20 protein-coding genes and 1 pseudogene are annotated in these 22,090 nt (G+C 73.5%); 14 read left to right on the top strand and 7 right to left on the bottom strand.

What is annotated here, in order from left to right; genetic code table 11:
* Window position 1: 1 nt before the first annotated feature.
* The gene (locus tag ACH54P_RS04005; RefSeq protein ID WP_489910958.1) at window positions 2-367 is read right to left on the bottom strand and encodes a DUF488 domain-containing protein; all 366 of its coding nucleotides are present in this window, start codon (window positions 365-367) and stop codon (window positions 2-4) included.
* A 56-nt stretch (window positions 368-423) separates the two neighbouring features.
* Between ACH54P_RS04005 and ACH54P_RS04000 the strand changes: the two genes are divergently transcribed.
* Both ACH54P_RS04000 and ACH54P_RS03995 read left to right on the top strand, forming a co-directional pair.
* A complete protein-coding gene (locus ACH54P_RS04000; protein ID WP_489910957.1) occupies window positions 424-1,017 on the top strand; it encodes a hypothetical protein in 594 nt (197 codons plus the stop codon).
* A gap of 233 nt (window positions 1,018-1,250) precedes the next feature.
* Window positions 1,251-4,223: an AfsR/SARP family transcriptional regulator gene (locus ACH54P_RS03995; protein ID WP_489910956.1), complete on the top strand. Its 2,973-nt coding sequence runs from the start codon at window positions 1,251-1,253 to the stop codon at window positions 4,221-4,223.
* A 216-nt stretch (window positions 4,224-4,439) separates the two neighbouring features.
* Here the strand turns inward: ACH54P_RS03995 and ACH54P_RS03990 are convergent, their stop codons facing one another.
* The gene (locus ACH54P_RS03990) at window positions 4,440-5,654 is read right to left on the bottom strand and encodes a phospholipase D-like domain-containing protein (RefSeq protein ID WP_489910955.1); all 1,215 of its coding nucleotides are present in this window, start codon (window positions 5,652-5,654) and stop codon (window positions 4,440-4,442) included.
* A gap of 138 nt (window positions 5,655-5,792) precedes the next feature.
* Here ACH54P_RS03990 and ACH54P_RS03985 point away from each other — a divergent pair.
* The 5 genes and pseudogenes from ACH54P_RS03985 to ACH54P_RS03965 form a co-directional block, all read left to right on the top strand.
* Window positions 5,793-6,889: pseudogene (locus ACH54P_RS03985) on the top strand (AMP-binding protein); the annotation flags it as partial.
* A gap of 153 nt (window positions 6,890-7,042) precedes the next feature.
* Window positions 7,043-7,378 (top strand): AMP-binding enzyme, encoded by a 336-nt coding sequence (locus ACH54P_RS03980; protein WP_489917101.1) that lies wholly within the window; start codon window positions 7,043-7,045, stop codon window positions 7,376-7,378.
* A 199-nt stretch (window positions 7,379-7,577) separates the two neighbouring features.
* Window positions 7,578-7,799 (top strand): hypothetical protein, encoded by a 222-nt coding sequence (locus ACH54P_RS03975; RefSeq protein WP_489910954.1) that lies wholly within the window; start codon window positions 7,578-7,580, stop codon window positions 7,797-7,799.
* A gap of 106 nt (window positions 7,800-7,905) precedes the next feature.
* Window positions 7,906-9,978, top strand: a complete 2,073-nt coding sequence (locus ACH54P_RS03970; protein WP_489917099.1) for a putative Ig domain-containing protein — start codon at window positions 7,906-7,908, stop codon at window positions 9,976-9,978.
* Window positions 9,979-10,023: 45 nt separating this feature from the next.
* The gene (locus ACH54P_RS03965; RefSeq protein ID WP_489910953.1) at window positions 10,024-10,893 is read left to right on the top strand and encodes a GNAT family N-acetyltransferase; all 870 of its coding nucleotides are present in this window, start codon (window positions 10,024-10,026) and stop codon (window positions 10,891-10,893) included.
* On the opposite strand, the gene ACH54P_RS03960 is transcribed toward ACH54P_RS03965, so the two are convergent.
* Window positions 10,818-11,174 carry an MmcQ/YjbR family DNA-binding protein gene (locus ACH54P_RS03960; RefSeq protein ID WP_489910952.1) on the bottom strand — a complete coding sequence of 119 codons (357 nt, stop codon included), beginning with the start codon at window positions 11,172-11,174 and terminating at the stop codon, window positions 10,818-10,820. The genes ACH54P_RS03965 and ACH54P_RS03960 overlap by 76 nt on opposite strands.
* A gap of 48 nt (window positions 11,175-11,222) precedes the next feature.
* Here ACH54P_RS03960 and ACH54P_RS03955 point away from each other — a divergent pair, with 48 nt between their 5' ends.
* Window positions 11,223-12,002, top strand: a complete 780-nt coding sequence (locus tag ACH54P_RS03955) for a fructosamine kinase family protein (protein WP_489910951.1) — start codon at window positions 11,223-11,225, stop codon at window positions 12,000-12,002.
* Here the strand turns inward: ACH54P_RS03955 and ACH54P_RS03950 are convergent, their stop codons facing one another.
* A complete protein-coding gene (locus tag ACH54P_RS03950) occupies window positions 12,003-12,665 on the bottom strand; it encodes an HNH endonuclease family protein (RefSeq protein ID WP_489910950.1) in 663 nt (220 codons plus the stop codon).
* A 94-nt stretch (window positions 12,666-12,759) separates the two neighbouring features.
* Entirely contained in the window at window positions 12,760-13,611 is an 852-nt protein-coding gene (locus ACH54P_RS03945) for a hypothetical protein (RefSeq protein WP_489910949.1), read from the bottom strand.
* 141 nt (window positions 13,612-13,752) lie between these two features.
* Between ACH54P_RS03945 and ACH54P_RS03940 the strand changes: the two genes are divergently transcribed.
* From ACH54P_RS03940 to mftB, 4 genes are all read left to right on the top strand, one after another.
* A complete protein-coding gene (locus ACH54P_RS03940; protein WP_489910948.1) occupies window positions 13,753-14,595 on the top strand; it encodes an urea carboxylase-associated family protein in 843 nt (280 codons plus the stop codon).
* A gap of 109 nt (window positions 14,596-14,704) precedes the next feature.
* A complete protein-coding gene (locus tag ACH54P_RS03935) occupies window positions 14,705-16,309 on the top strand; it encodes a sigma-54-dependent Fis family transcriptional regulator (protein ID WP_489910947.1) in 1,605 nt (534 codons plus the stop codon).
* Between the two features lie 94 nt (window positions 16,310-16,403).
* On the top strand, window positions 16,404-17,516 hold the full coding sequence (locus ACH54P_RS03930; protein WP_489910946.1) for an NDMA-dependent alcohol dehydrogenase: 1,113 nt from the start codon (window positions 16,404-16,406) through the stop codon (window positions 17,514-17,516).
* 22 nt (window positions 17,517-17,538) lie between these two features.
* Window positions 17,539-17,802 (top strand): mycofactocin biosynthesis chaperone MftB, encoded by a 264-nt coding sequence (gene mftB / locus ACH54P_RS03925; RefSeq protein WP_489910945.1) that lies wholly within the window; start codon window positions 17,539-17,541, stop codon window positions 17,800-17,802.
* Here mftB and ACH54P_RS03920 read toward each other — a convergent pair.
* Window positions 17,799-19,532 carry a pyruvate dehydrogenase gene (locus ACH54P_RS03920; protein ID WP_489910944.1) on the bottom strand — a complete coding sequence of 578 codons (1,734 nt, stop codon included), beginning with the start codon at window positions 19,530-19,532 and terminating at the stop codon, window positions 17,799-17,801. The genes mftB and ACH54P_RS03920 overlap by 4 nt on opposite strands.
* Before the next feature lie 70 nt (window positions 19,533-19,602).
* Between ACH54P_RS03920 and ACH54P_RS03915 the strand changes: the two genes are divergently transcribed.
* Window positions 19,603-20,505: a LysR family transcriptional regulator gene (locus tag ACH54P_RS03915; RefSeq protein WP_489910943.1), complete on the top strand. Its 903-nt coding sequence runs from the start codon at window positions 19,603-19,605 to the stop codon at window positions 20,503-20,505.
* 51 nt (window positions 20,506-20,556) lie between these two features.
* Entirely contained in the window at window positions 20,557-21,651 is a 1,095-nt protein-coding gene (locus tag ACH54P_RS03910; RefSeq protein ID WP_489910942.1) for a calcium:cation antiporter, read from the top strand.
* Here the strand turns inward: ACH54P_RS03910 and ACH54P_RS03905 are convergent.
* The gene (locus ACH54P_RS03905) at window positions 21,641-22,039 is read right to left on the bottom strand and encodes a VOC family protein (RefSeq protein ID WP_489910941.1); all 399 of its coding nucleotides are present in this window, start codon (window positions 22,037-22,039) and stop codon (window positions 21,641-21,643) included. The two genes, ACH54P_RS03910 and ACH54P_RS03905, sit on opposite strands and share 11 nt — an antisense overlap.
* Window positions 22,040-22,090 lie beyond the last annotated feature (51 nt).

Here is a 22,090-nt window from a genome sequence, read left to right as displayed (position 1 = left end):
GTCACCCTTCGCCGGCGAGCACCTCCGCCAAGACCGCGGCCTGGCTGATCGACGGCGAGCCGCTGGCCGTCAGCAGCGTCACCGGGCCACCCCGCGCCAGCTCCCGCAACCGCTCCAGCGCCGCCACCCGGTCCGGCTCCCGCAGCTCCGCCCGGTACCGCTCGGCGAACTCCCGGAACCGCTCCGGATCGTGGCCGTACCAGGTGCGCAGCTCGTCGGAGGGGGCCAGCGCCCGGTACCAGCCGTCGAGGACGACGGCCGTGCGGGCGGTGCCGCGCGGCCAGAGCCGTTCCACGAGCACGCGGGTGCCGTCGGCGGGCCCGACGGGGTCCGACAGGCGCGCCACCCGGACGACCGTGCGCTGCATGCGCGCATTCTGCGTCGCGCCCGCGCGGGCCGCCACTCCGGAAGGCGGGGGTTCCGGTGCGCAACCGCGTGACGCCCACGGGTGACATCGTCGACGTCCCGCTGCGCGGCGCGTGGACCGGCAACCGGGGTGTCCTGCACGACGGCCACGAGATCGTCCGCTTCCACGCGGGCGACCTGTGGATCACCTGCGCGCTCACCTTCAAGGACCGGTGGCGCGAGCAGTGGCTGCCGAACCGCTACACGCACCTGTTCTTCCACGACGAAGCCGTCTCGTTCGCCGCCGGGCACCGGCCCTGCGGCGAGTGCCGCCGCCCCGCGTACACGGCCTACCGCGACGCCTGGCCGGGCCCTCCGCCGTCGGCCACCGCGATGAACCGGCGGCTGCACGGGGAACGGCTCGACCGCGGCACCCACGTCCGCCGGCTGCACCGGCTGCGCTGGGCGGATCTCCCGGACGGCGTGTTCGTGCTCCGCGGCCGGCACCCGGAACTCGTCGTGGACGGGCACCTGGCGGAGTGGACGACCGGGGGCTACCGCACCCGGCGGTCACTGCCCCGGGCAGGCACCGTCCCGGTGCTGACCCCGCCGGCCACGGTCGCGGTGCTGCGCGCCGGCTATCCCGTCCAGATCGACCCCACCGCCCGCTGAACCGAGCAAAGGGCCACCACGGCGACCGGGGATAGGGGTCGCCGAGGTGGCCCTACCCCCAGCTCGCGCCGCCCGTGAGAGCGACTGCCGAACCCGTCGGATTTCACCGGCGACCGAGCCGGCCGTGGACATCGTCGGGGTGGTGTCCTGCAGCCCGGCCAGGATCGCGGACCGGCACTGCAACCCGCTTGCAGTACGCTTGCACGCCCGACCGGGTGAACGGAGGTGACCGGGTGGAGTTCCGCGTCCTCGGCGCCGTCGAGGCGACGGCGGACGGCGTCCCGGTCGACCTCGGCTCCCGCAAGCAGCGCCTGGTCCTCGCCGTCCTGCTCCTCGAAGCCGGCCGCCCGGTGTCGCTCGACCGGCTCGTCGACCTGCTCTGGCCCGCCGCTCCCCCGGCCAGCGCGCGCAACACGGTCCAGGCCCTGATCTCGCGGCTGCGCGCGGTGTTCCGCGCCGCGGACGGCCCCGAACTGGTCAGTGAGGGGCACGGGTACGTCCTGCGCGCCGACCCGGACGCGATCGACGCCCACCGCTTCACCGCCCTCGCCCGCCGGGCCCGCGCGGCCGACGACGAGACCGCCGTCGCCCTGCTCGACGAGGCGCTCGGGCTGTGGCGGGGCGACGCCCTCGCCGGCGCCGCGTCCGCCGACATCGCCGACCGGCTGCTCGCCGGGTGGCACGAGGCCCGCTGGAGCGCGCTGGAGGACCGGATCGACGCGCAGCTGCGGCTCGGGCGCGGCCGGGACGTCCTCGCCGAGCTCACGGCGCTGGTCGCCGCGCACCCGCTGCGGCAGCGGTTCGTCGGCCAGCTGATGCTCGCCCTGCACCGCGAAGGCCGCACCGACGCCGCCCTCGCCGCCTACCGCGGCCTGCGTGCCCGGCTCGCCGGCGACCTCGGGCTCGACCCGGCGCCGGAGCTCACCCGCCTGCACACCGCGATCCTCGCCGGCGACCCGGCCCTGGACGGCGCGCCCGAGCCGCCACCCGGGCCCGTCCGCCCGGCCCAGCTGCCCCACGACGTCCGCGGCTTCACCGGGCGCGCCGCCGAGCTGGCCCGGCTCGACGAACCGGCCGACGCCGGGCCGGGGCCGGACATCCGGGTGCTCACCGGGACCGCCGGGGTCGGCAAGACGGCGCTGGCCGTGCGGTGGGCGCACCGCGTCCGCGACCGGTTCCCCGACGGCCAGCTCTACCTCGACCTGCGCGGGTTCGACGCCGACCACGAGCCGCTGACCCCGGCCGTCGCGGCCGCGCAGCTGCTGCGGGCGCTGGGCACCGACCCGCGCGCGATCCCGCCGGACCCGGACGGGCGGACGGCGCTGTGGCGCTCGCTGCTGGCCGATCGCAAGGTGCTGGTGCTGCTCGACAACGCCCGCGACAGCGCGCAGGTGACGCCGCTGCTGCCGCCGTCGGGGACCGTGCTGGTCACCAGCCGCCAGCGGCTCGGCGACCTCATCGCCCGCACCGGGGCCCGGGCGGTGCCGCTGTCCGTGCTGCCCGCGGACGACTCCCGGCAGCTCCTGGAAACCGTGCTCGGGCCGCCCGCGGTCGCCGCCGAACCGGCCGCGGCCGCGGAACTGGCCCGGCTGTGCGGGCACCTCCCGCTGGCCCTGCGGCTCGCCGCGGCGAACCTGGGGGCCGGTGAGGCGTCCGGCATCGCGGAGCTGGCCCGCGAGCTCGCCGGCGGCGACCCCCTGGCCGGGCTGAGCGTCGACGGCGCCGAGGAAAGCGCCGTCACGACGGCGTTCTCCGTGTCCTACCGGGCGCTGCCCGCCGAACACCGCCTGCTCTTCCGGCGGCTCGCGCTGGTCCCGGGCCAGACGTTCACCCCGCCCGTGGCCGCGGCGCTCGCCGGCGTCACGGAGGGCCGGGCCGCCCAGCAGCTCAAGGCGCTCGCCGCGGCCAACCTCGTCGAACGGCACCTGCCCGGCCGCTACCGCTTCCACGACCTGCTGCGCAGCTACGCGACCGGGCGGGTGACGGCCGACGACCCCGCCGACGACCGGGACGCGGCGCGGCGGCGCCTGTTCGAGCACTACCTCGCGACGGCCGACGCGGCGGGTCGCCTGCTGATCCCGCACTTCCTCCGGCTGCCGCGAGCCGAGCCGGCGCGGGTTTTCGAGGGCACCGAGGACGCGCTGGCCTGGCTGGACACCGAATGGCCGAACCTCGCCGCCGCCGTCGAGCACCCCGCGGCGCGGGAGCACGCCTGGCACCTGGCCGACGCGCTGCGGGCGTTCTTCCACCACCGCGGCCACCACACCGAGTGGATCGACACCGCCACGACCGCGTTGACCGCCGCGCAGGCCGCCGGGGCACGCCAGGCGCAGGCGGCGATGCGGCTGTCGATCGCGCTCGCGGGGGTCAACAGCGGCCGCTACGCCGAGGCCCGCGCGCACCTGACGACGGTCCTCGACGACGGGCTGGCGGCGGACTGGCCTGCCGGGCGCGCGGCGGCGCTCAACAACCTCAGCGCCGTGCACCAGCGGCTCGGCGACCCGCACGAGGCGATCGCGTGCGGCGCGGAGTCGCTGCGGCTGTGCGAAGAGCTGGCCATCCCGGGCGTGACGATGGCGCTGGCCAACCTCGGGTTCGCCTGCGGCCAGGTCGGCGACCACGACGCGGCGTTGCGCCACTTCGGCCGGGCGCTGGAGATCGCCGAACGCGACGGCGCGCGGTTCAGCGTGGCGGTGCTGCTGGTCGACCTCGGGCACGTCCACCGCGACCTCGGCAACGCCGTCGCCGCGGAGTTCTACGACCGGGCGCTGACGGCCAACCGCGAACTCGGCTACCAGTACGGCGAAGCGGCGGCCCTGTCCGGCCGGGCGGTCCTGGAGTCCCGGTCCGGCGACGGCACGCGCGCCCTCGCCGACGCGGCCGAGGCGGTGGAGCTGACGAGACGCATCGGCGACCGCGGCACGGAGGCCTCGGCCCTGGCGGCCTGGGGCGAGACGTGCCTGCGGCTGGGCGACGCGGAGGGCGCGGTGCCGCACCTGACCGAGGCGCTCGACGTCGCCCGGGAGACGAGCTTCACGTGGTGCGAAGCGGCGGCCTTGACGGGGCTGGCCGAGGCGGCGCTGGCGCTCGGGGACGCGGAGCAGGCGCGAGGACACGGCGAGGCGGCGGCCAAGCTGGCGGCCCGGGCGGGCTACCGGCCGCTCGAGACGCGCGCGGTCGACACCCTCGAGAAGCTGAGCGGCTGAGCAGGCCCGGCTGCGGTACGACCGACGACCTGGATGGCCGAGCCAACGAGTGCCTCACACCCCGGCTCGGCCTGCCGCCGCTGCCGGTGGCCGGGGCCGTCCGACGGCGACGACCAGGACGAACGACGGGCTGCACGGGAAGCCCCGCGCCCTCGGCCGGATGGCCGACGCCCCGGGCCGGCCGAGGCCCCCGCGCCCGCGGGGGCCTCGGGCTCCTCAGCAGGTGCCGGTCGGCGGGGCCGCGCACTTGGCCCGCGCCAGGATCGTGCCGAAGTTCTGCTGGTAGGCCGTGCTGATCGCCGGGTTCTCGACCTTGATCAGGATCTCGTCGTTGTCGCGCAGGGCCGCGCCGGAGACGTTGTGCGAGCCCGTGAAGACGATCGAGCGGTGGGCCGTCTCGTTGTAGTGGCCCGTGTAGAGCATGTACTTCGAGTGCACGGTGATCTCGCGGTCGTCGACGGTCGTGCTGAACCGCTTGAGCGTCACGTTCGCCTTGCCCTTGAGCGCGGCGAACGCGGCGGTGCCCATGTCGTCGTAGACGATCCGGACCTGGCAGCCCAGCTTGGCGATCCGGACCAGCTCCGCGACAACCGGGCTGCGCGAGTCGGCGATGTTCGCCTGGACGACGTTGAGCGAGCAGCCGGACTCGTACTTGGTGATCCACTTCAGCAGCTGCGCCCACGTGTCGGTGGCGAACTCCTCGGACCTGCCGCCCTTGGAGTCCGCGCGCGGCGAGAGGTAGCTGGTGACCATGCTGTTCAGCGACTTGAAGTAGCCCGCGTCGTCGTAGTAGTTGTTGTCCTTCTTCTGCGCCAGCATCTTGCGCACGTGCCCCAGGTAGAAGCCGTACAGGTCGGCGTCGCCGTAGGTGAGCAGCGCGTTGTTGAACATGGTGCCCTGCACCGTGGTCAGGTTGTGCGAGCCGATGACGACGACGTCCTTCTTGCCCTCGGTCTCGGAGAACATCCACAGCTTGTCGTGGTTGATCGAGTGCGGGCTGCCGTCGTGGGCGATGCAGCCGGTGTTCAGCCCGCCGGTGCCGCAGAACACGAGCTGGGTGAGCCCGGCGGACTTGAGGATCGGCATCGCCGTGTTCGTCGCGTCGTCGTCGGCGCCGCCGTCGAGGGCGATCCGCACCTTGACGCCGCGGGCCTGCGCCGCCTTGATCGCTTCGGCGACCGCGGGGCGGGTCCAGCTGTAGACGGAGAAGTGGATCTCCGACCCGGCCGGCGCGCCGTCGACCAGCTGCACCAGCCGCGTTTCGATCGAGTGGTCGCGGTCGCCGTTCTCGGGCGGGTTGTTGAAGATCGCTTCCATGCCGCTCGCGGCTTCGGCCGCCGGCGCGGAGCTCGCGACCGAGCCGCCGGACAGCGCGAGCACCGCGCTGGCGGCCGCCACTCCCGCGACGAGTGCCTTGATCTTGGGGATCATGTCTTCCTCCCTGGCGGAGGCCCCAAGCTCGCAACCCGCCGTACAAGATCCGTACACCGGGACGTCGTCGCGCACACACGACGAAACAGGCAGGCCGCCACGCTTGCGCGTTCCACGGCCCCGGCCGAGACTGCCCGGATGGACCAGCCGTTCTCCGCGGCCACCGCCGCCCTCGTCGACCGCGCCCGGCAGCACGCCCTGGGCGATCTGCTCCGCCGCACCGCCCTGCGGCTGCCGGGCAAGCTCGCCGTCGTCGACGGGGACCGGCGGCTCACCTTCGCCGAGTTCGAGGCCGCCGCCAACCGGTGCGCCCACGCCCTCGCCGCCCGTGGTCTCCGCAAGGGCGACCGGCTGGCGCTGCTGAGCCACAACTGCTGGCAGTACGGCGTGCTCGCGTTCGCCACCGCCAAGCTCGGCGTGCTCCTCGTGCCGGTCAACTTCATGCTCGGCGCCGAAGAGGTCGCCTACCTCCTCCGGCACGCCGAGGTCGCCGCGTTCGTCGCCGAGGACACCCTCGAGCCGACCGCGCGGAAGGCGCTGGAGCTCGCCGAGCTGGGCGACGTCGTCCGGGGCCGGATCGGCCCGGGCGGCGGCGGGGAGGACGTCGGCGCGTGGCTGTCCGAAGGGGACACCGGAGCGCCCGCCGTCTCCGTCGCCGACGACGACCCGCTGCGGATCATGTACACCTCCGGCACCGAGTCGCGGCCGAAGGGCGTGCTGCTGTCCAGCCGGTCCCTGCTCGCGCAGTACGTCTCGTGCGTGATCGACGGCGGCATGAGCGCCGACGACGTCGAGGTCCACTCGCTGCCGCTGTACCACTGCGCCCAGCTGGACTGCTTCTTCTCCGTCGACGTCTACCTCGGCGCGACCAGCGTGATCCTGCCCGGGCCGGACCCGGCCGCGGTGCTCGCCGCCGTCGAGCGGAACCGGGCCACGAAGCTGTTCGCGCCGCCGACGGTGTGGATTTCCCTGCTGCGGCACGAAAACTTCGACCGCACGACCTCTCGAGCCTGCGCAAGGGGTACTACGGCGCCTCCGCGATGCCGGTCGAGGTCCTGCGCGAGCTGCGCCGCCGGCTGCCCGACGTCGCGCTGTGGAACTTCTACGGCCAGACGGAGATGGCGCCGCTGGCGACCATCCTGCGCCCGCACGAGCAGCTGGACCGCGCCGGGTCGGCCGGGCGGCCCTCGCTCAACGTCGAGACCCGGATCGTCGACGACGAGGACCGGCCCGTCCCGCCGGGGGTTGTCGGCGAGATCGTGCACCGGAGCCCGCACGCCACCCTCGGCTACTACCGGGACGAGGAGAAGACCGCCGAGGCGTTCCGCGCCGGCTGGTTCCACTCCGGCGACCTCGGTGTGCTCGACGAGGAGGGCTACCTGTCCGTCGTGGACCGCAAGAAGGACATGATCAAGACCGGCGGCGAGAACGTGGCCGGCCGCGAGGTCGAAGAGGCGCTGTACCTGCTCGATGGCGTCGCCGAGGTCGCGGTCTTCGGGATCGGCCATCCACACTGGATCGAAGCGGTCACCGCGGTCGTCGTACCGCGCGAAGGCGTGGCCCTCACCGAAAGGCAAGTGATCGACCACGCCAAGTCACACCTCGCCGGTTACAAATGTCCCAAGTACGTCGTGTTCGCGGACCGTCTTCCCAAGAATCCCAGCGGAAAGATCGTCAAGCGGGAATTGCGGGAACGGCACAAAGGACTGGCCACGAACGACTGAACCACCGAATTCCCCTTGCCGGGCGCGGAAGACTGCGGATACCCGCGCCCGCCGGGGGGTGGCGTGCGAGGAACGCCGGGCGGGGAAACCACCAGGGCCGACCGGCCCGGGAACCGGCTGCCGATAAGCCGTGGCGCGCGGCGTCCGTCGGGTCTAGGAATGAGGCCGTCCATTGTTCCCGACCCGAAGGGACCCGCTCGTGTCCGTTTTCATCGCCGTCCTCCTCGCACTGGCCGCCGGGCTGCTCGTCGGCAGCCGCGTCCACAGCGCCCGCGAGGCCCGCGCCAACTACTCCGCCTACCGGGCCCGCACCGCGAAGGGGTTCGGGGAGATGATCCGCTCCGCCGTTTCCGCGGGTCTCGCGGTGGCCGGGGCCGTCGCGCTCCTCGTCATCCTGCTGAACGTGCTCCAGCAGGCCTGACCCGGAACCCGACTCATGGCGGGTTGTTGCGGCTCCGGCCGCAGAGGACGCTTTCCAGGGCTCCCACGGGTGGAGCCGGGAAAGGACTGCCTCCATGAGATCGAGGGTGCTTTCTGCTGCGCTCAGTGCCCTGGTGGGCCTGCTGGGCACAGTCGCCGTCGCCGCACCGGCCGAGGCCGCCGCGGTCTGCGGTGACCAGGTCGTCGGCAACGGCGGGTTCGAGAGCGGCACGACGCCGTGGACCCAGACGAGCGGGGTCGTCTCCGCCGCCACCACGGCGGAGCCCGCGCACGGCGGGACGATGGACGCCTGGCTGGACGGCTACGGCAGTACGCACACCGACACCCTGTCCCAGGCATTGACGCTCCCCGCCGGCTGCGCGTCGGCGACGCTGTCCTGGTGGTCGCACATCGACACCAAGGAGACGACCACCAGCACCGCCTACGACAAGCTGGTCGTGCAGGCGGGCTCCGACACCCTCGCGAGCTACTCCAACCTCGACAAGAACACCGGGTACGTCCAGCGCACCGTCGACGTGTCGCGCTACCTCGGCCAGACGGTGACGCTGAAGATCACCGGCACCGAGGACTCGAGCCTGGCCACCAACTTCCTCCTCGACGACTTCTCGCTGACCACGACCGGGACGAGCAACCCGCAGTCGCCGGTCGTCACCTCGCCGGGCGCCCAGTCCGGCGCCGCCGGCCAGGCCGTGGCGCTGCAGGTCCAGGCGAGCGACCCGCAGGGTGACGCGCTCACCTACAGCGCGACCGGGCTGCCCGCCGGGCTCGCGATCGGCGCGGGCACGGGGAAGATCACCGGCACACCGACGACGGCGGGCACGTCTTCGGTGACCGTGACGGCCAAGGACCCGGCCGGCAACAGCGGGAGCGCCACGTTCACCTGGACGATCTCCGCGGCGCCGGCGGACTCGACGCGGACGCCGGTCAACCCCGCGTACACGGTGAGCCTGACCTCGAACACCGCGGGCGACACGTGGACCGGCCACCAGAGCGTCAGCTTCACCAACGGGTCGGCGACCGCGCTGCCCGAGGTGTACCTGCGCCTGTGGGACAACTACCACGGCAGCTGCCCGTCGACGCCGATCACGGTCACGAACGTCACCGGCGGCACCCCGTCGGCGTTGAGCGTGAACTGCACCGCGCTGAAGATCAGCCTGCCCGCCCCGCTCGCGCAGGGGCAGTCGGCGACCATCGGGCTCGACCTGAAGATCGTCGTCCCCAGCGGCGCCGACCGGTTCGGCCACGACGGCGCGTACACCATGATCGGCAACGCGCTGCCGGTGCTGGCCGTCCGTGACGGCGCCGGCTGGCACCTCGACCCGTACACGAACAACGGCGAGTCGTTCTACACGCTGATCAGCGACTTCGACGTCACGCTCGTGCACCCGGCGTCGCTGCTGACCCCGGCCACCGGGTCCTCGACCGAGACGACCAGCGGCAGCACGACGACCACGCACGCGGTCGCGAACAAGGTGCGCGACTTCGCGTGGGCCGCCGGGCCGTTCGCGAAGATCACCACGACGTCCGGCAAGGGCGTGCGGGTCAACGTCTACTCGGTCAGCGGGATCTCCACGAGCAGCGCCAACCAGATGCTGAGCCTGGCCGCCGACTCCATCGACGTCCACTCGGGCCGCTTCGGCGACTACCCGTACGGCGAGGTGGACGTGGTGCTGGACAACAACTTCTGGTTCGGCGGCATGGAGTACCCGGGCTTCGTGCTCGACCTCGTCTCGACCACGGCGCTCCCGCACGAGCTGGCGCACCAGTGGTTCTACGGGATCGTCGGCGACGACGAGTACAACTCCCCGTGGCTCGACGAGAGCTTCACCGACTACGCCACCGACCTCTACCGCGGGGTCACCGGCAGCGGCTGCGGCATCACCTGGCAGTCGAGCGCGGAGAAGCTGACCAACTCGATGGCCTACTGGGACGCGCATGCGTCCCGGTACTCCACGGTGGTCTACAACTACGGCAAGTGCACGCTGCACGACCTGCGGCGGCTGATCGGCGACACGGCGATGGCGAACCTGCTCAAGTCGTACGCGCAGTCGCACTGGTACGGCGTGTCGACGACGGCCGAGTTCAAGGCCGCGGCGCAGGCGGCGGCCGGGTCCACGGACCTGACGTCGTTCTGGGCCTCGCACCGCGTGGAGGGCTGAGAAAACCGGTTGGAGTTCCCCGTCCGTGTCCCCCACTGTGGGGGCATGGACGGGGAACGGCTCTTCTGCGACACCGGCTTGGCCGAGCGCATCGAACACGCGGAAGCCCGGTTCGTCGCCGCGTGCGCCGAGGCGACGCGGGCCCGCAGGGGCGGCGGCGCCGGGTTCACGCGCCCGCTCGCCGGGGGCGTCGCGACCTTCGCCGAATTGGGCTCACCGTTCACCAAGGTGGCCGGGCTCGGCTTCGCCGGGCCGCCGGACGTCGCCGCGCTCGAGGAGATCGAGGCGGCTTTCGCGGAGCTGGGCGCTCCGGTGCAGGTCGAGCTGTCCCAGCTCGCCGATGCCGCGACCGGCGCGTTCCTCACCGGCCGCGGGTACCGCCTCGAGTCGTACGAGAACGTGCTCGGGCGGCGGCTGGGCGACGACCCCGGCCCGGTGGCCGGGGAAGTCCGGCCGTGCCGCGACGACGAGCTGGAGACGTGGCTGACCGCGGTGGCCGAGGCGTCCGCCGTGGCCGACGACCAGGGCCTGCCCTCGCACGAGGACTTCCCCCGCGAGCTCCTCGTGAACGCCCTGCGGGACATGGCCGGGGTGCGGCGGTACCTCGCGGAACGGGACGGCGAGTTCGCCGGCGGCGCGAGTTTCCGCGTCACCGACGGGATCGCGCAGTTCACCGGCGCGGCGACCGTGCCCGCGCACCGCCGCCGCGGCGTGCAGACCGCCCTGCTGCGGGCCCGGCTCGCGGCGGCCGCCGGGGCCGGGTGCGACGTCGCCGTCGTCACCACGCAGCCGGGCTCGAAGTCGCACCAGAACGCGCAGCGGCAGGGCTTCGACCTGCTCTACGCCCGGGCAATCCTGGTGAAGGGCACCTCCGCGACCAGGTCCTCCGGGGCGGACAGCCGCCAGGCCTCGTAGAGGAGCTCGGCCAGTTCGTCGGCGTCGATCCCGTCGAGGTACACGACCACCCAGCCGAAGCCGCCGGCGGTGAACTGCACCTCGAACACGTCCGGCCGTTCCGAGACCAGCGCCAGCTGCTCGGAGATCGTCTGCTTCAGGCCGACGGTCCGGGTCCGCGGCCAGAAGTAGCCGAACCGTTTGCCGCGCACGCTGAACGAGGAGTAGTCGCGCGCCTCGGACCGCTGGACCTCCGCCAGCCCGCCGAGCACCCGTTCGAATTCCTCAACCCGCACTGTCACCGTCGCACCCTCCGGCGGACACCGTAGCGCGCCGGTACCGTGCGGGACATGAGCGAGTCCGGGGATCTCCGCGAAGCCGTTCTCGACGACGGCCGCGAGGTGGTCGTCAAGCGGGGGCAGGGCCCCGGCGCGGCCGCCGCCGAGGCCGCAGGCCTGCGCTGGCTGGCCTCGGCGGGCACGGTTCCGGTGCCGGCGGTCCACCGCCAGGACGAGGACTCGCTGGTCATCGACCGCGTCCCGGCCGGGCGCCCGTCGGCGCCGGCGGCGGAACGCTTCGGGCGCGGGCTGGCGCGGCTGCACGCGGCCGGCGCGCCGGCGTTCGGCGCGGCACCCCCGGGCGGCCCGACCGACGCGTGGATCGGCCTGGCGCCGATGAAGAACGTGCCGGGCCCGGACTGGGCTTCGTGGTACGCCGAGCACCGGGTGCTGCCGTACGTCCGCCTGGCGGTCGACGCCGGTACCTTCGGGACGGCCGAGGCCGCGCTGTTCGAACGCGCCTGCGGCCGGTTCCCGGCGTCGGACGAGCCGCCGGCGCGGCTGCACGGCGACCTGTGGAACGGCAACGTCCTCTGGGACGGCCGCGACGCGTGGCTGATCGACCCGGCCGCGCACGGCGGGCACCGCGAGACCGACCTGGCCATGCTGCGGCTGTTCGGCTGCCCGCACCTCGACCGCGTCCTGGCCGCGTACCGGGAGACCGCTCCCCTGGCCGGCGGCTGGGCCGAGCGGACCGGGCTGCACCAGCTGTTCCCGCTGCTCGTGCACACCGTCCTGTTCGGACAGTCCTATGCCGGGCGGGCGGTGGCCGCCGCGCGCACCCTCGGCTGATCAGCCGCAGTGGCCGAGCATCGTCGTCAGGGCGTTCTTCTCCGGCACGGTGATCGTCAGCTCGTAGCTGCTCTTCACGACGATCCAGTCGGTGGCGTAGGCGCACCAGTCCGAGACCAGGGGCGGCTTCCACGCGTCGGGGCCCTTGTCGCCCTTCTGCTCGTTGAGGTTGTCGGTCACCGCCTTCAGCTGCGGGCGGACCAGGTCGTTCGCGAACTGCTCACGGCGTTCGCGCGTCCACTTCTTCGCCCCGCTCACCCAGGCCTGGCCGAGCGGGACGACGTGGTCGATGTCCACATCGGACGCTTTGTGCCAGGTCTCGCCGTCGTAGGGGCTGACCCAGGTGCCGGACTTCGGCGCGCAGTCGGCGCCGGTCTTGACGTCCTTGCCATCGCGCTTGAGCACCTGCTCGCGGACGTCGCAGTTGGCGTCGACCTTGTCCCAGTGCGGGAACTCCTCGCGGTCGTACCCGTCCATCGTGCCGCGCACGGCGATCTTGAGCGCCGCCAGCCGGGTGCGGGCCTCGGCGGCCGAAATCGGCGGCGCGGCCACCGTCCCGGTGGCCTGGGTCCCGGACCCGGCGGCCAGTTCGTCGAGCTTGCAGCCGGTCAGGGCGGCTCCCGCGAGGACGGCCACCAGGGCCAGGGCAAGCGTGCGCGGCATCGTGAACCCCTTTCACGTCTACCGGGAGGTGCCCAGGAGCCTTCGCGGGGAAACGGTGCAGACGGCCTAGTTGACGCGAACCGATCGTGGCAGCTCACGAGCCGTGGAAGACCTGGGCGACGAACACGGCCGCGACCACGCCCACCGTGACGAGCAGGGCCAGCACCACGACCAGGCCCCACGGCACCTGCCGGACCGGCCGCGGCCGCGGGAAGACCGCCGAGACCGGTCCGCGCGGCAGCGGCACCCGGGCACCGGGCTCGTCGTCCGCCGGGGGTGGCGGCGGTTCGGGCGGCGGCACGGACACGACGGCGGGCAGCCGCGGCACCTTCGCCACCGCCGGGAGCCGCGCCGGGAACCCGTCGGCGAGCAGCGCCGCCCGGGGCGGGGCGAGGTGGGCGAGGGAAAGCGCGTAACAGGCGTCGAGGACGTCGTCGGCCGACCAGACGGTCCGCCACCGGTTGTGCTGCACGATGATCCGCCGGAGTCCCCGCGGGTCGGCGAGCACCACGGCGACGCCGGGAACGGTGCCGGGTTCGTGCCCCAGCGGATCCGGCCCGGGCGGACGCGGTTCCGGCACGAGATCGCCTTCGCGGAGCTCGTTCCGCGGCACCGGCGGGACGACCGCGACCAGGCCCGTCACGTACCGGCCGCCGTCGTGCCCGGCGAGCGCGCCCTTGGCCGCCGCCACCCCCGCTCCGGCTCGCTCACCGGGGTCGGGCCGCGGCTCCGGGCCCGGCTCGTGGGCCGCGATGACCACGATCCCGGACCGGGTGAACACGAGCGCGTCGACGAACCGGGGCCCGAGCCGGCTCGGCACCGTGATGCCCGCCAGCGCCAGGCCGGTCAGGTGGTCCGGCCCCGGTCCCCACGAACCCAGCAATCGCACGAGGTGCTCCGCCGCGGCGGGCAGCTCCCGCCGCTCACCGGTGCGCTGGAGGGCCACGAGCACTCCGGTCCCCCTCCCACGAGAACGCCCCTCTCGACGGTAGGAGGCGAACCCGCTCCCGCCCCAGCAGCCGAACGAGTGGTCGAACACCACCGTGCGTAGCCGGGTCATGCTGGACCCCCGCCCCCGACGAGGGAGATGCCGATGCCCCCAGCCGCCTACCAGGGCCGCGCGCTCGACGTCGACCGGCCGTTCTACCGTCGGCTCGCCGATGAACCCGGCCGGGAACGCGTCGACGCGTTCGAGATCCCGATCCGCTCGGGCCGCGCCTGGCGCGTGCCGCGGGGCCACCTGTGCCGGCTGCGCACCGTCGAGGGCCCGCAGGTCGGCGACCTCAACCTGTGGCACGCCGCCGACCCGCGCGAGCGCTTCTGGGCGGCGCGCACCCGCCAGCTGCAGCGCGCGCACGTCAGCACGTTCGACCGGCTGTGGTCGACGCTGCCGTTCCTGCGCCCGCTGGCCACGATCACCGCGGACACCCTGGAGGACCACGGCACCGACGGCGAAGGCGGCCGCGTCCACGACCTGCTCGGCACCCGCTGCGACCCGTACGTGAACCGGCTGCTCACCGGTGAGGACTTCGACTTCCACTGCCACTCGAACCTGGTCCGCGCGGTCGCGCCGTTCGGGCTGACCGAGTTCGACGTGCACGACGTCCTCAACGTCTTCCAGTGCACCGGCCTCAACGACGAGGACCGGTACTTCATGAAGGCCTGCCCCGCCCGCCCGGGCGACCACTTCGAGTTCTTCGCCGAGGTGGACCTGCTGTGCGCCCTGTCGACGTGCCCGGGCGGCGACCTGTCGGTGCCGCTGTGGGGCCCGGGCGCCCGCGACCCGATCGACGTCTGCCACCCGATCGGCGTCGAGGTGTTCAAGCCCCGGCCCGGGCTGCTCGAGAACTGGCGCCCGCCGGAGCGCGCGGCCTACCGCGGCCTGCACGGCGTCCGGCTGCCGGAGTGGGCCGGGGAGACGCCGTCTTGACACGCTTTCCGTTGTCGCGCAGGAGAACCCGCGCGGGCGGTTCATTCGGCGGCCGGTCCGTGTGATGATGGAGGACCGGGTACACCGATCGGCTCGACGAGGAGTGCGAGTGGACCTGCGGACCGAGATCGCGCAGTCGTGGCGGCGGGCGGAGCTGTCCGGGCTGTCGCCGGCGTCGTCCGTCGACCGGCTGGACGTCGCCGACGTCGACAGCCGCAGCCGGCTGCTGCGGGCCGCCTCGCCGGTGCTGGACGAGCTGGCCCGGCAGCTGGCCGGCACGCGCTTCTGCGTCATGCTCGCCGACGAGGACTGCCGGATCGTGGCCCGCCGGTTCACCGAGCGGTCGGTGGAGCTGGCCCTCGAAGGCGTCAGCGCGGTGCCCGGCTGCCAGTTCCTCGAGGAGCGGACCGGGACGAACTCCCTCGCCACGCCGTTCGAGACCCGCCGCGGCGTCGCGGTCGACGGCGACGAGCACTTCCTCGAAGCCCTCAAGCGGTTCACCTGCTACGGCCACCCGATCGTGCATCCGGCGACCCGGCGGCTGGTGGGCGTCCTGGACATCACCGGCCCGGCCGGCGACGCGAACCCGCTGCTCGGGCCGTTCCTGCGCCGCGCGGTCGCCGACATCGAACGGCGGCTGCTCGACGACGCGAAGCTCGCCGAGCAGCAGCTGCTGGCGGCGTTCCAGTCGGTGCAGCACCGGGCGTGCGCGGTGCTGGCCCTCGGCCAGGACGTGGTGCTGGCCAACACGGCGGCGACCGAGCTGGTCGACACGGCCGACCACCGGCTGCTGCAGGAGCTCGGCCGCACCCGGCGCGGGCTGCGGCGGATCCGGCTCACCTCGGGGACCCCGGTCGAGGTGCGGGTGGAGGCCGTGTCGGCGAACGCCGGGCTGCTGTTCGAACTGGCCCCGGTGCGGCCGGCGAGCCCGGTGGTGTCGCGGCCGCGAGCCGCGCGCGGGCTCTTCCCCGCCCCGATCGACGAGCGCCTCCGGCGCGCCGGCCACGCCCGGCGGCGCGTCCTCATCTGCGGCGAGCCGGGCGCCGGCCGCAGCACGGCGGCCCGCGTCGTCGCCGGTGACGAGCCGCTGCACGAGTTCGACGCGTCCGACGTCGTTTCCGGTGCGGCCGCGTGGTGCGCGCGGGTCGAGGCCGCGGTGGGGGCGCGGGGCCTGCTGGTGATCGACGGGATCCAGCTGCTCCCTCCGCTCGCGGCGGTCCGCCTGTCCCGCCTGCTGGACACGACGGCGGCGTGGTTCGCGCTGCTCAGCGGGCCGCCGTCGGAGCTGCGCGGCGACCAGGCGACGCTCGCGGCGCGGGTGCACCGGCGGATCGAGCTGCCCCCGCTGCGGGAACGCCGCGACGAGATCCCGGCGATGGCGCGCGAGCTGCTGCGCGGTTTCGGCGACTCGCTGCGCCTGACGCCGGGTGCGCTGGAGCTGCTGACGGCCCAGCACTGGCCGGGCAACCTCCGCGAGCTGGCCGGCGTCCTGGCCGCCGCGGCCGACCGCCGCTCGGCGGGCGACTTGACCGCGGCGGACCTCGCGCTGGACACCACCCCGGGCGCGGCCCTGAGCGGCTGGGAGCAGGCCGAGTACGACGTGATCGTCCGGACGCTGCGGGCGTGCGACGGCAACAAGGTCCGGGCGGCGAAGCAGCTGGGCATCAGCCGCTCCACGCTCTACAACCGGATGCGCGCGCTTCGCGTGCGCTGACCGGCCACTGTCCGGGATTTGGACACTCCGCCGCCTCCCCGGCTCCGCACAATCCTCACCGAGGGGTGCCCCGCCGCACGTGGAGGAGATGGCCGTGAAGACCAAGGCAGCCGTACTGTTCGACGCCGGGAAGCCGTTCGAGATCATGGAGCTCGACCTCGACGGGCCGGGTCCCGGCGAGGTGCTCATCAAGTACACCGCCGCCGGGCTGTGCCACTCGGACCTGCACCTGATCGACAACGACCTCGTGCCGCGCTTCCCGATCATCGGCGGCCACGAAGGCGCCGGGATCATCGAGGAGGTCGGGCCCGGCGTCACGAAGGTGCAGCCGGGCGACCACGTCGTCTGCAGCTTCATCCCGAACTGCGGCACCTGCCGCTACTGCTCGACCGGCCGCCAGAACCTGTGCGACATGGGCGCCACCATCCTCGACGGCCACCTGCCGGACGGCACCTTCCGCTTCCACGGCGGCGGCCAGGACTTCGGCGCGATGTGCATGCTCGGCACGTTCTCCGAGCGCGCCACCATCTCGCAGCACTCGGTCGTCAAGGTCGACGACTGGCTGCCGCTGGAGACGGCCGTCCTGGTCGGCTGCGGCGTCCCGACCGGCTGGGCCACCGCGAACTACGCCGGCGGTGTGCGGGCCGGGGACACCACCGTCGTGTACGGCATCGGCGGCATCGGCATCAACGCCGTGCAGGGCGCCGCGCACGCCGGCGCGAAGTACGTCGTCGCCGTCGACCCCGTCGAGTTCAAGCGGGAAGCGGCGCTGAAGTTCGGCGCCACCCACGCGTTCGCCAGCGCGGCCGAAGCGGCGGAGAAGGTCAATGAGCTGACCTGGGGCCAGCTGGCCGACCAGGCGCTGATCACCGTCGGCACGGTCGACGAGGACGTCGTGAGCGCCGCGTTCGACGTCGTCGGCAAGGGCGGCACCGTGGTCGTCACCGGGCTCGCCAACCCCGAGAAGCTCACCGTGCACGTCTCCGGCGGGGTGCTGACCCTGTTCGAAAAGACGATCAAGGGCACGCTGTTCGGCTCGGCGAACCCGCAGTACGACATCGTCCGGCTGCTGCGGCTCTACGACGCCGGGAAGCTCAAGCTGGACGAGCTGGTGACCCGCAAGTACACCCTCGACCAGGTCAACGAGGGCTACCAGGACCTGCGCGAGGGCAAGAACATCCGCGGTGTCCTCGTCCACTCCGCATAGCCCGCCGCGCCCGAAGTCCACAATGGACCTCGACGCGTCCTACCGGGTCAACCCGCAGGTGGCGTTGCGCCCCGAGCCGCTGGGGGCGCTCGCCTACCACTCCGGGCGCCGCGAGCTGAGCTTCCTCGCGGCCTCGGACCTGGTCGAGTTCGTCCGCAGGCTGGCGTGGCACGCCAGCCTGCGCGACGCCCTCGACGCGGCGGAGCTGGGCGAGACCCGGCAGGCGCGGATCCTCGCCGCCCTCGAAACGCTGGCCGCCACGGGGGTCATCGTCGCCGTGCCCTAGGGGCGCGGGGTGTTGCGGAGGTTGGCCCGCGCCAGGTCGACCATCTTGCCGACCCCGCCGTTGAGCACCGTTTTCGTGGCGCCCAAGGCGAATCCGCGGACCATCTCGCCCGTGATCCGCGGCGGGATCGACAGCGCGTTCGGGTCGGTCACCACCTCGACCACCGCCGGGCCCGGGTGGGCGAAGGCCTTCTCCAGGGCGCCGCGGACGTCGGCGGGGTCTTCGACGCGCGAGGAGAAGATGCCGCAGGCCGCGGCGATCGCCGCGAAGTTCACCGGCGGGTGGTCGGTGCCGAAGTCCGGGAGGCCGTCGACGAGCATCTCCAGCTTCACCATGCCCAGCGTGGCGTTGTTGAACACCACGACCTTCACCGGCACGTCGTAGGCCGGCAGCGTGAGCAGGTCGCCCATCAGCATCGCCAGCCCGCCGTCGCCCGAGAGGGACACGACCTGGCGGCCCGGCCGGGCGAGCTGCGCGCCGATCGCGTGCGGCAGCGCGTTGGCCATGCTGCCGTGCCGGAACGAGCCCAGCACCCGGCGGCGGCCGTTCGGGGTCAGGTAGCGCGCGGCCCAGACGTTGCCCATCCCGGTGTCGACGGTGAACACGGCGTCGTCGGCGGCGACCTCGTCGAGCACCGAAGCGACGTACTCCGGGTGGATCGGACGCCGGTGCTCGATCTTCGTCGTGTACGCACCGACGACCTTCTCCAGCTTCCGCACGTGTTCGCGCAGCATCCGGTCGAGGAACGCCCGGTCGGTGCGGGGACGCAGCAGCGGCAGCAGGGCGCGCAGGGTTTCCTTGACGTCGCCGTGGACCGCCAGCTCCAGCGGGGTGCGCCGGCCGAGCCGCGAGGCGTCGTGGTCGATCTGCACCGTGCGGGCCTGCGGGAGGAAGTTGTCGTACGGGAAGTCCGTACCCAGCAACACGATCCGGTCGGCCTCGTGCATCGCGTCGTAGCAGGCGCCGTAGCCGAGCAGTCCGCTCATGCCGACGTCGAACGGGTTGTCGTACTGGATCCACTCCTTGCCGCCGAGCGAGTGCCCGACCGGCGCGGCGAGCTTCTCCGCCAGGGCCATGACTTCGTCGTGCGCGCCGCGGACCCCCGCGCCGGCGAACAGCACCACCTTCTCGCCCGGGTTCAGCAGGTCCGCGAGCTCCTGGACGGTCTCCGGGGACGGCACCGCCGGCGACGGCGTGACCAGCGGGAGGCGCTCGGTCAGGGGGCCGGTCGCCTTGCGGTCGGCGAGGTCGCCCGGGATGGTCAGCACCGCGACGCCGCCCTTGCCGACGGCGGCCTGCGTGGCGATCCGCAGCAGGCGCGGCAGCTGCTCCGGGTCCGCCACGACCTCGCTGAAGTGGCTGCACTCGGCGAAGAGCCGGTCGGGGTGGGTCTCCTGGAAGAAGCCGGTGCCGATCTGGTTCGACGGGATGTGCGACGCGATCGCCAGCACCGGCGCGCCGGAGCGGTGGGCGTCGAACAGGCCGTTGATCAGGTGCAGGTTGCCCGGCCCGCAGCTGCCCGCGCACACCGCGAGCCTGCCGGTGACCTGCGCCTCGGCCGCCGCGGCGAAGGCGGCGGTCTCTTCGTGGCGGACGTGCACCCATTCGATGCCGTCGGTGCGGCGGACCGCGTCGACGATCGGGTTGAGGCTGTCGCCCACGATGCCGTAGATGCGCTCGACGCCCGCGTCCCGCAGGGTCCTGACCAGCTGTTCTGCCACGGTTGCCATACCTCCAGCCTGGCCCGGTCCGACGCATGCGTCCAATGCCTGATCGGCTGAAAATCCATACACTGGAGACATGGACGTGCAGACGCTGCGGCTCTTCCGGGAGGTCGCCGGGGGTGCGACCGTCACGGAGACCGCCGCGCGGGCGCACCTCACCCAGCCGGCGCTGTCGCGGGCCCTGCGACGCCTCGAGCGCGACGCCGGCGCCGAGCTGTTCCGCCGGTCCGGCCGGGTGCTGCGGCTGACCCCGGCCGGGCACGCCTTCAAGCGGCACGTCGACCTCGTGCTCGACCAGCTCGACCAGGGCCTGCGCGAGGTCGGCGAGATCGTCGCGCCGGGCACCGGGGTGGTGCCGCTGGCCTTCCTGCACACGTTCGGGACCTGGCTCGTGCCCTCGGTGCTGAACGGCTTCCTGCGCGAGCACCCGGGCGCCCGGTTCGAACTGCGGCAGCACGGCGAGGCCGGGCTGGAGGCGGAACTCCTCGACGGCACGGCGGACCTCGTCATCACCAGCGGCGACCCCGGGCACCCGCAGCTGGAGTGGACGCGTCTGCTCGTCGAGCCGCTGCGGCTGGCCGTGCCGCCGCACCACCCGCTCGCCGGGCGCACCCGGGTCCGTCTCGCCGACGTCGCCGACGAGACGTTCATCCTCCTGCGGCCTGGGTACGCCCTGCGCGAAACGACCGAGCGGCTGTGCGCCGAGGCCGGGTTCGCCCCGCGCCTCGGGTTCGAGGGCGACGAGGTCGAGACGCTGCGCGGGCTCGTCACCGCCGGGCTCGGCGTGTCCGTGCTGCCGCTGCCGCACACGGCGGCGTTCCCGGCACCGCACCTGGAACTGACCGATGTGGACGCTGCCCGCGACATCGGCCTGGCCTGGGCGGCGGGGCGGAATCTCCCGCCGCTCAGCGAAACCTTCCGGCGGCACGTCCTCGCCACCGTGCCCGCCGGGTTCGACCGTCCACAAGGGACTATGTGAGAAGTCCCGTACGACCACGCATCGTGACCGCGGGTGTGCGAGGGTGGGGGCATGGCCGCGCTGAGATCCTTCCTGACGTCCTGGACCTCCGTCACGCCGGTGCTCGGGATCGTCGTGCTGGCGGCGGCCTGGGGCCGCGACCTCGGCCCGGTGTTCGTGGCGATCGTCGCGCTCGCCCTGGGCGCGACCGTGCTCGCCGCGGTGCACCACGCGGAGGTCGTCGCGCACCGCGCCGGGGAGCCGTTCGGGTCGCTCGTGCTCGCCGTGGCGGTCACGGTCATCGAGGTCGCGCTGATCGTCACGATGATGGTCTCGGGCGGCCCGGAAGCCGGCTCGCTCGCGCGGGACACCGTGTTCGCCGCGGTGATGATCACGACGAACGGCATCGTCGGGATCGCCCTGCTCGTCGGCGCGCGCCGGTACGGCACGACGTTGTTCAACCCCGAAGGCAGCGGCGCCGCGCTGGCGACCGTCGCGACGCTGGCCACGCTGAGCCTGGTGCTGCCGACGTTCACCTCCAGCACGCCCGGCCCGGCGTTCTCCCCCGCGCAGCTGACGTTCGCCGCGCTGGCGTCCCTGGCGCTGTACGGGACGTTCGTGCTGACGCAGACCAGGCGCCACCGCGACTTCTTCCTGCCGGTGGCGGCCGACGGCGAGGTCAAGGAGGACGACCACGCCGACCCGCCGTCGAACCGGGCGGCGCTGGGCAGCCTGGCCCTGCTGCTGGTGGCGCTGGTCGCGGTGGTCGGGCTGGCCAAGGTGGAGTCCCCGGCGATCGAGGCGGGCGTGCGCGCCGCCGGCTTCCCGCAGTCGTTCGTCGGCGTCGTGATCGCGTTGCTGGTCCTGCTGCCGGAGACCCTCGCGGCGGTCCGCGCGGCCCAGCGCGACCGGATGCAGATCAGCCTCAACCTCGCCTACGGCTCGGCGATCGCGAGCATCGGCCTGACGATCCCGGCGATCGCGCTCGCGTCGCTGTGGCTGCCGGGCCAGCTGCTGCTCGGCCTCGGCTCGACGCAGATCGTGCTGCTCGCCCTGACGGTGGTGGTCAGCGTCCTGACGGTCGTCCCCGGCCGCGCGACCCGCCTCCAGGGCGGGGTGCACCTGGTGCTGCTGGCCGGGTTCCTGGTTCTGGCGGTCAACCCCTGAGCCGCGCCTCGGGCCGGGTCGGCCGGAACAGCTCGACCGGATTGCCCGACGGGTCGTCGACGATCACCTGGTCGCCGCCGACGCCGGTGACGACCTCGCCGCGCACGGGCACCCCCGCCGCCTTGAGCCGTTCGACCTCCCCGGCCAGGTCTTCGACCTCCAGGGCGAACCGGTTCCACCCACCCGGCGCCGGCCGCACGCCCGCGACCGCCGCCCCGCCGCCCGGGCCGCCGCCGGGAGCGCTCAGCAGCAGCCGGAGGTCGCCGCGGGTCAGCATCGCGAAGCCGGGCGCGGGGTGCATCCGCTCGGCGAACCCCAGCTGCCCGCAGTAGAACGCGATCGCCGCGTCGACGTCCTCGACGATGTACCGGACACTCACCGTGGCCATGGAAGCGGACCTCCTCACCGGACCGTCCAGCACAGCACAGCGGAGCCGTGG

This window comes from Amycolatopsis sp. N2S4-7, assembly GCF_058119595.1.
The sequence above is the reverse complement of the archived record's forward strand: the minus strand, read 5'-3'. Positions and strand labels throughout refer to the sequence as shown.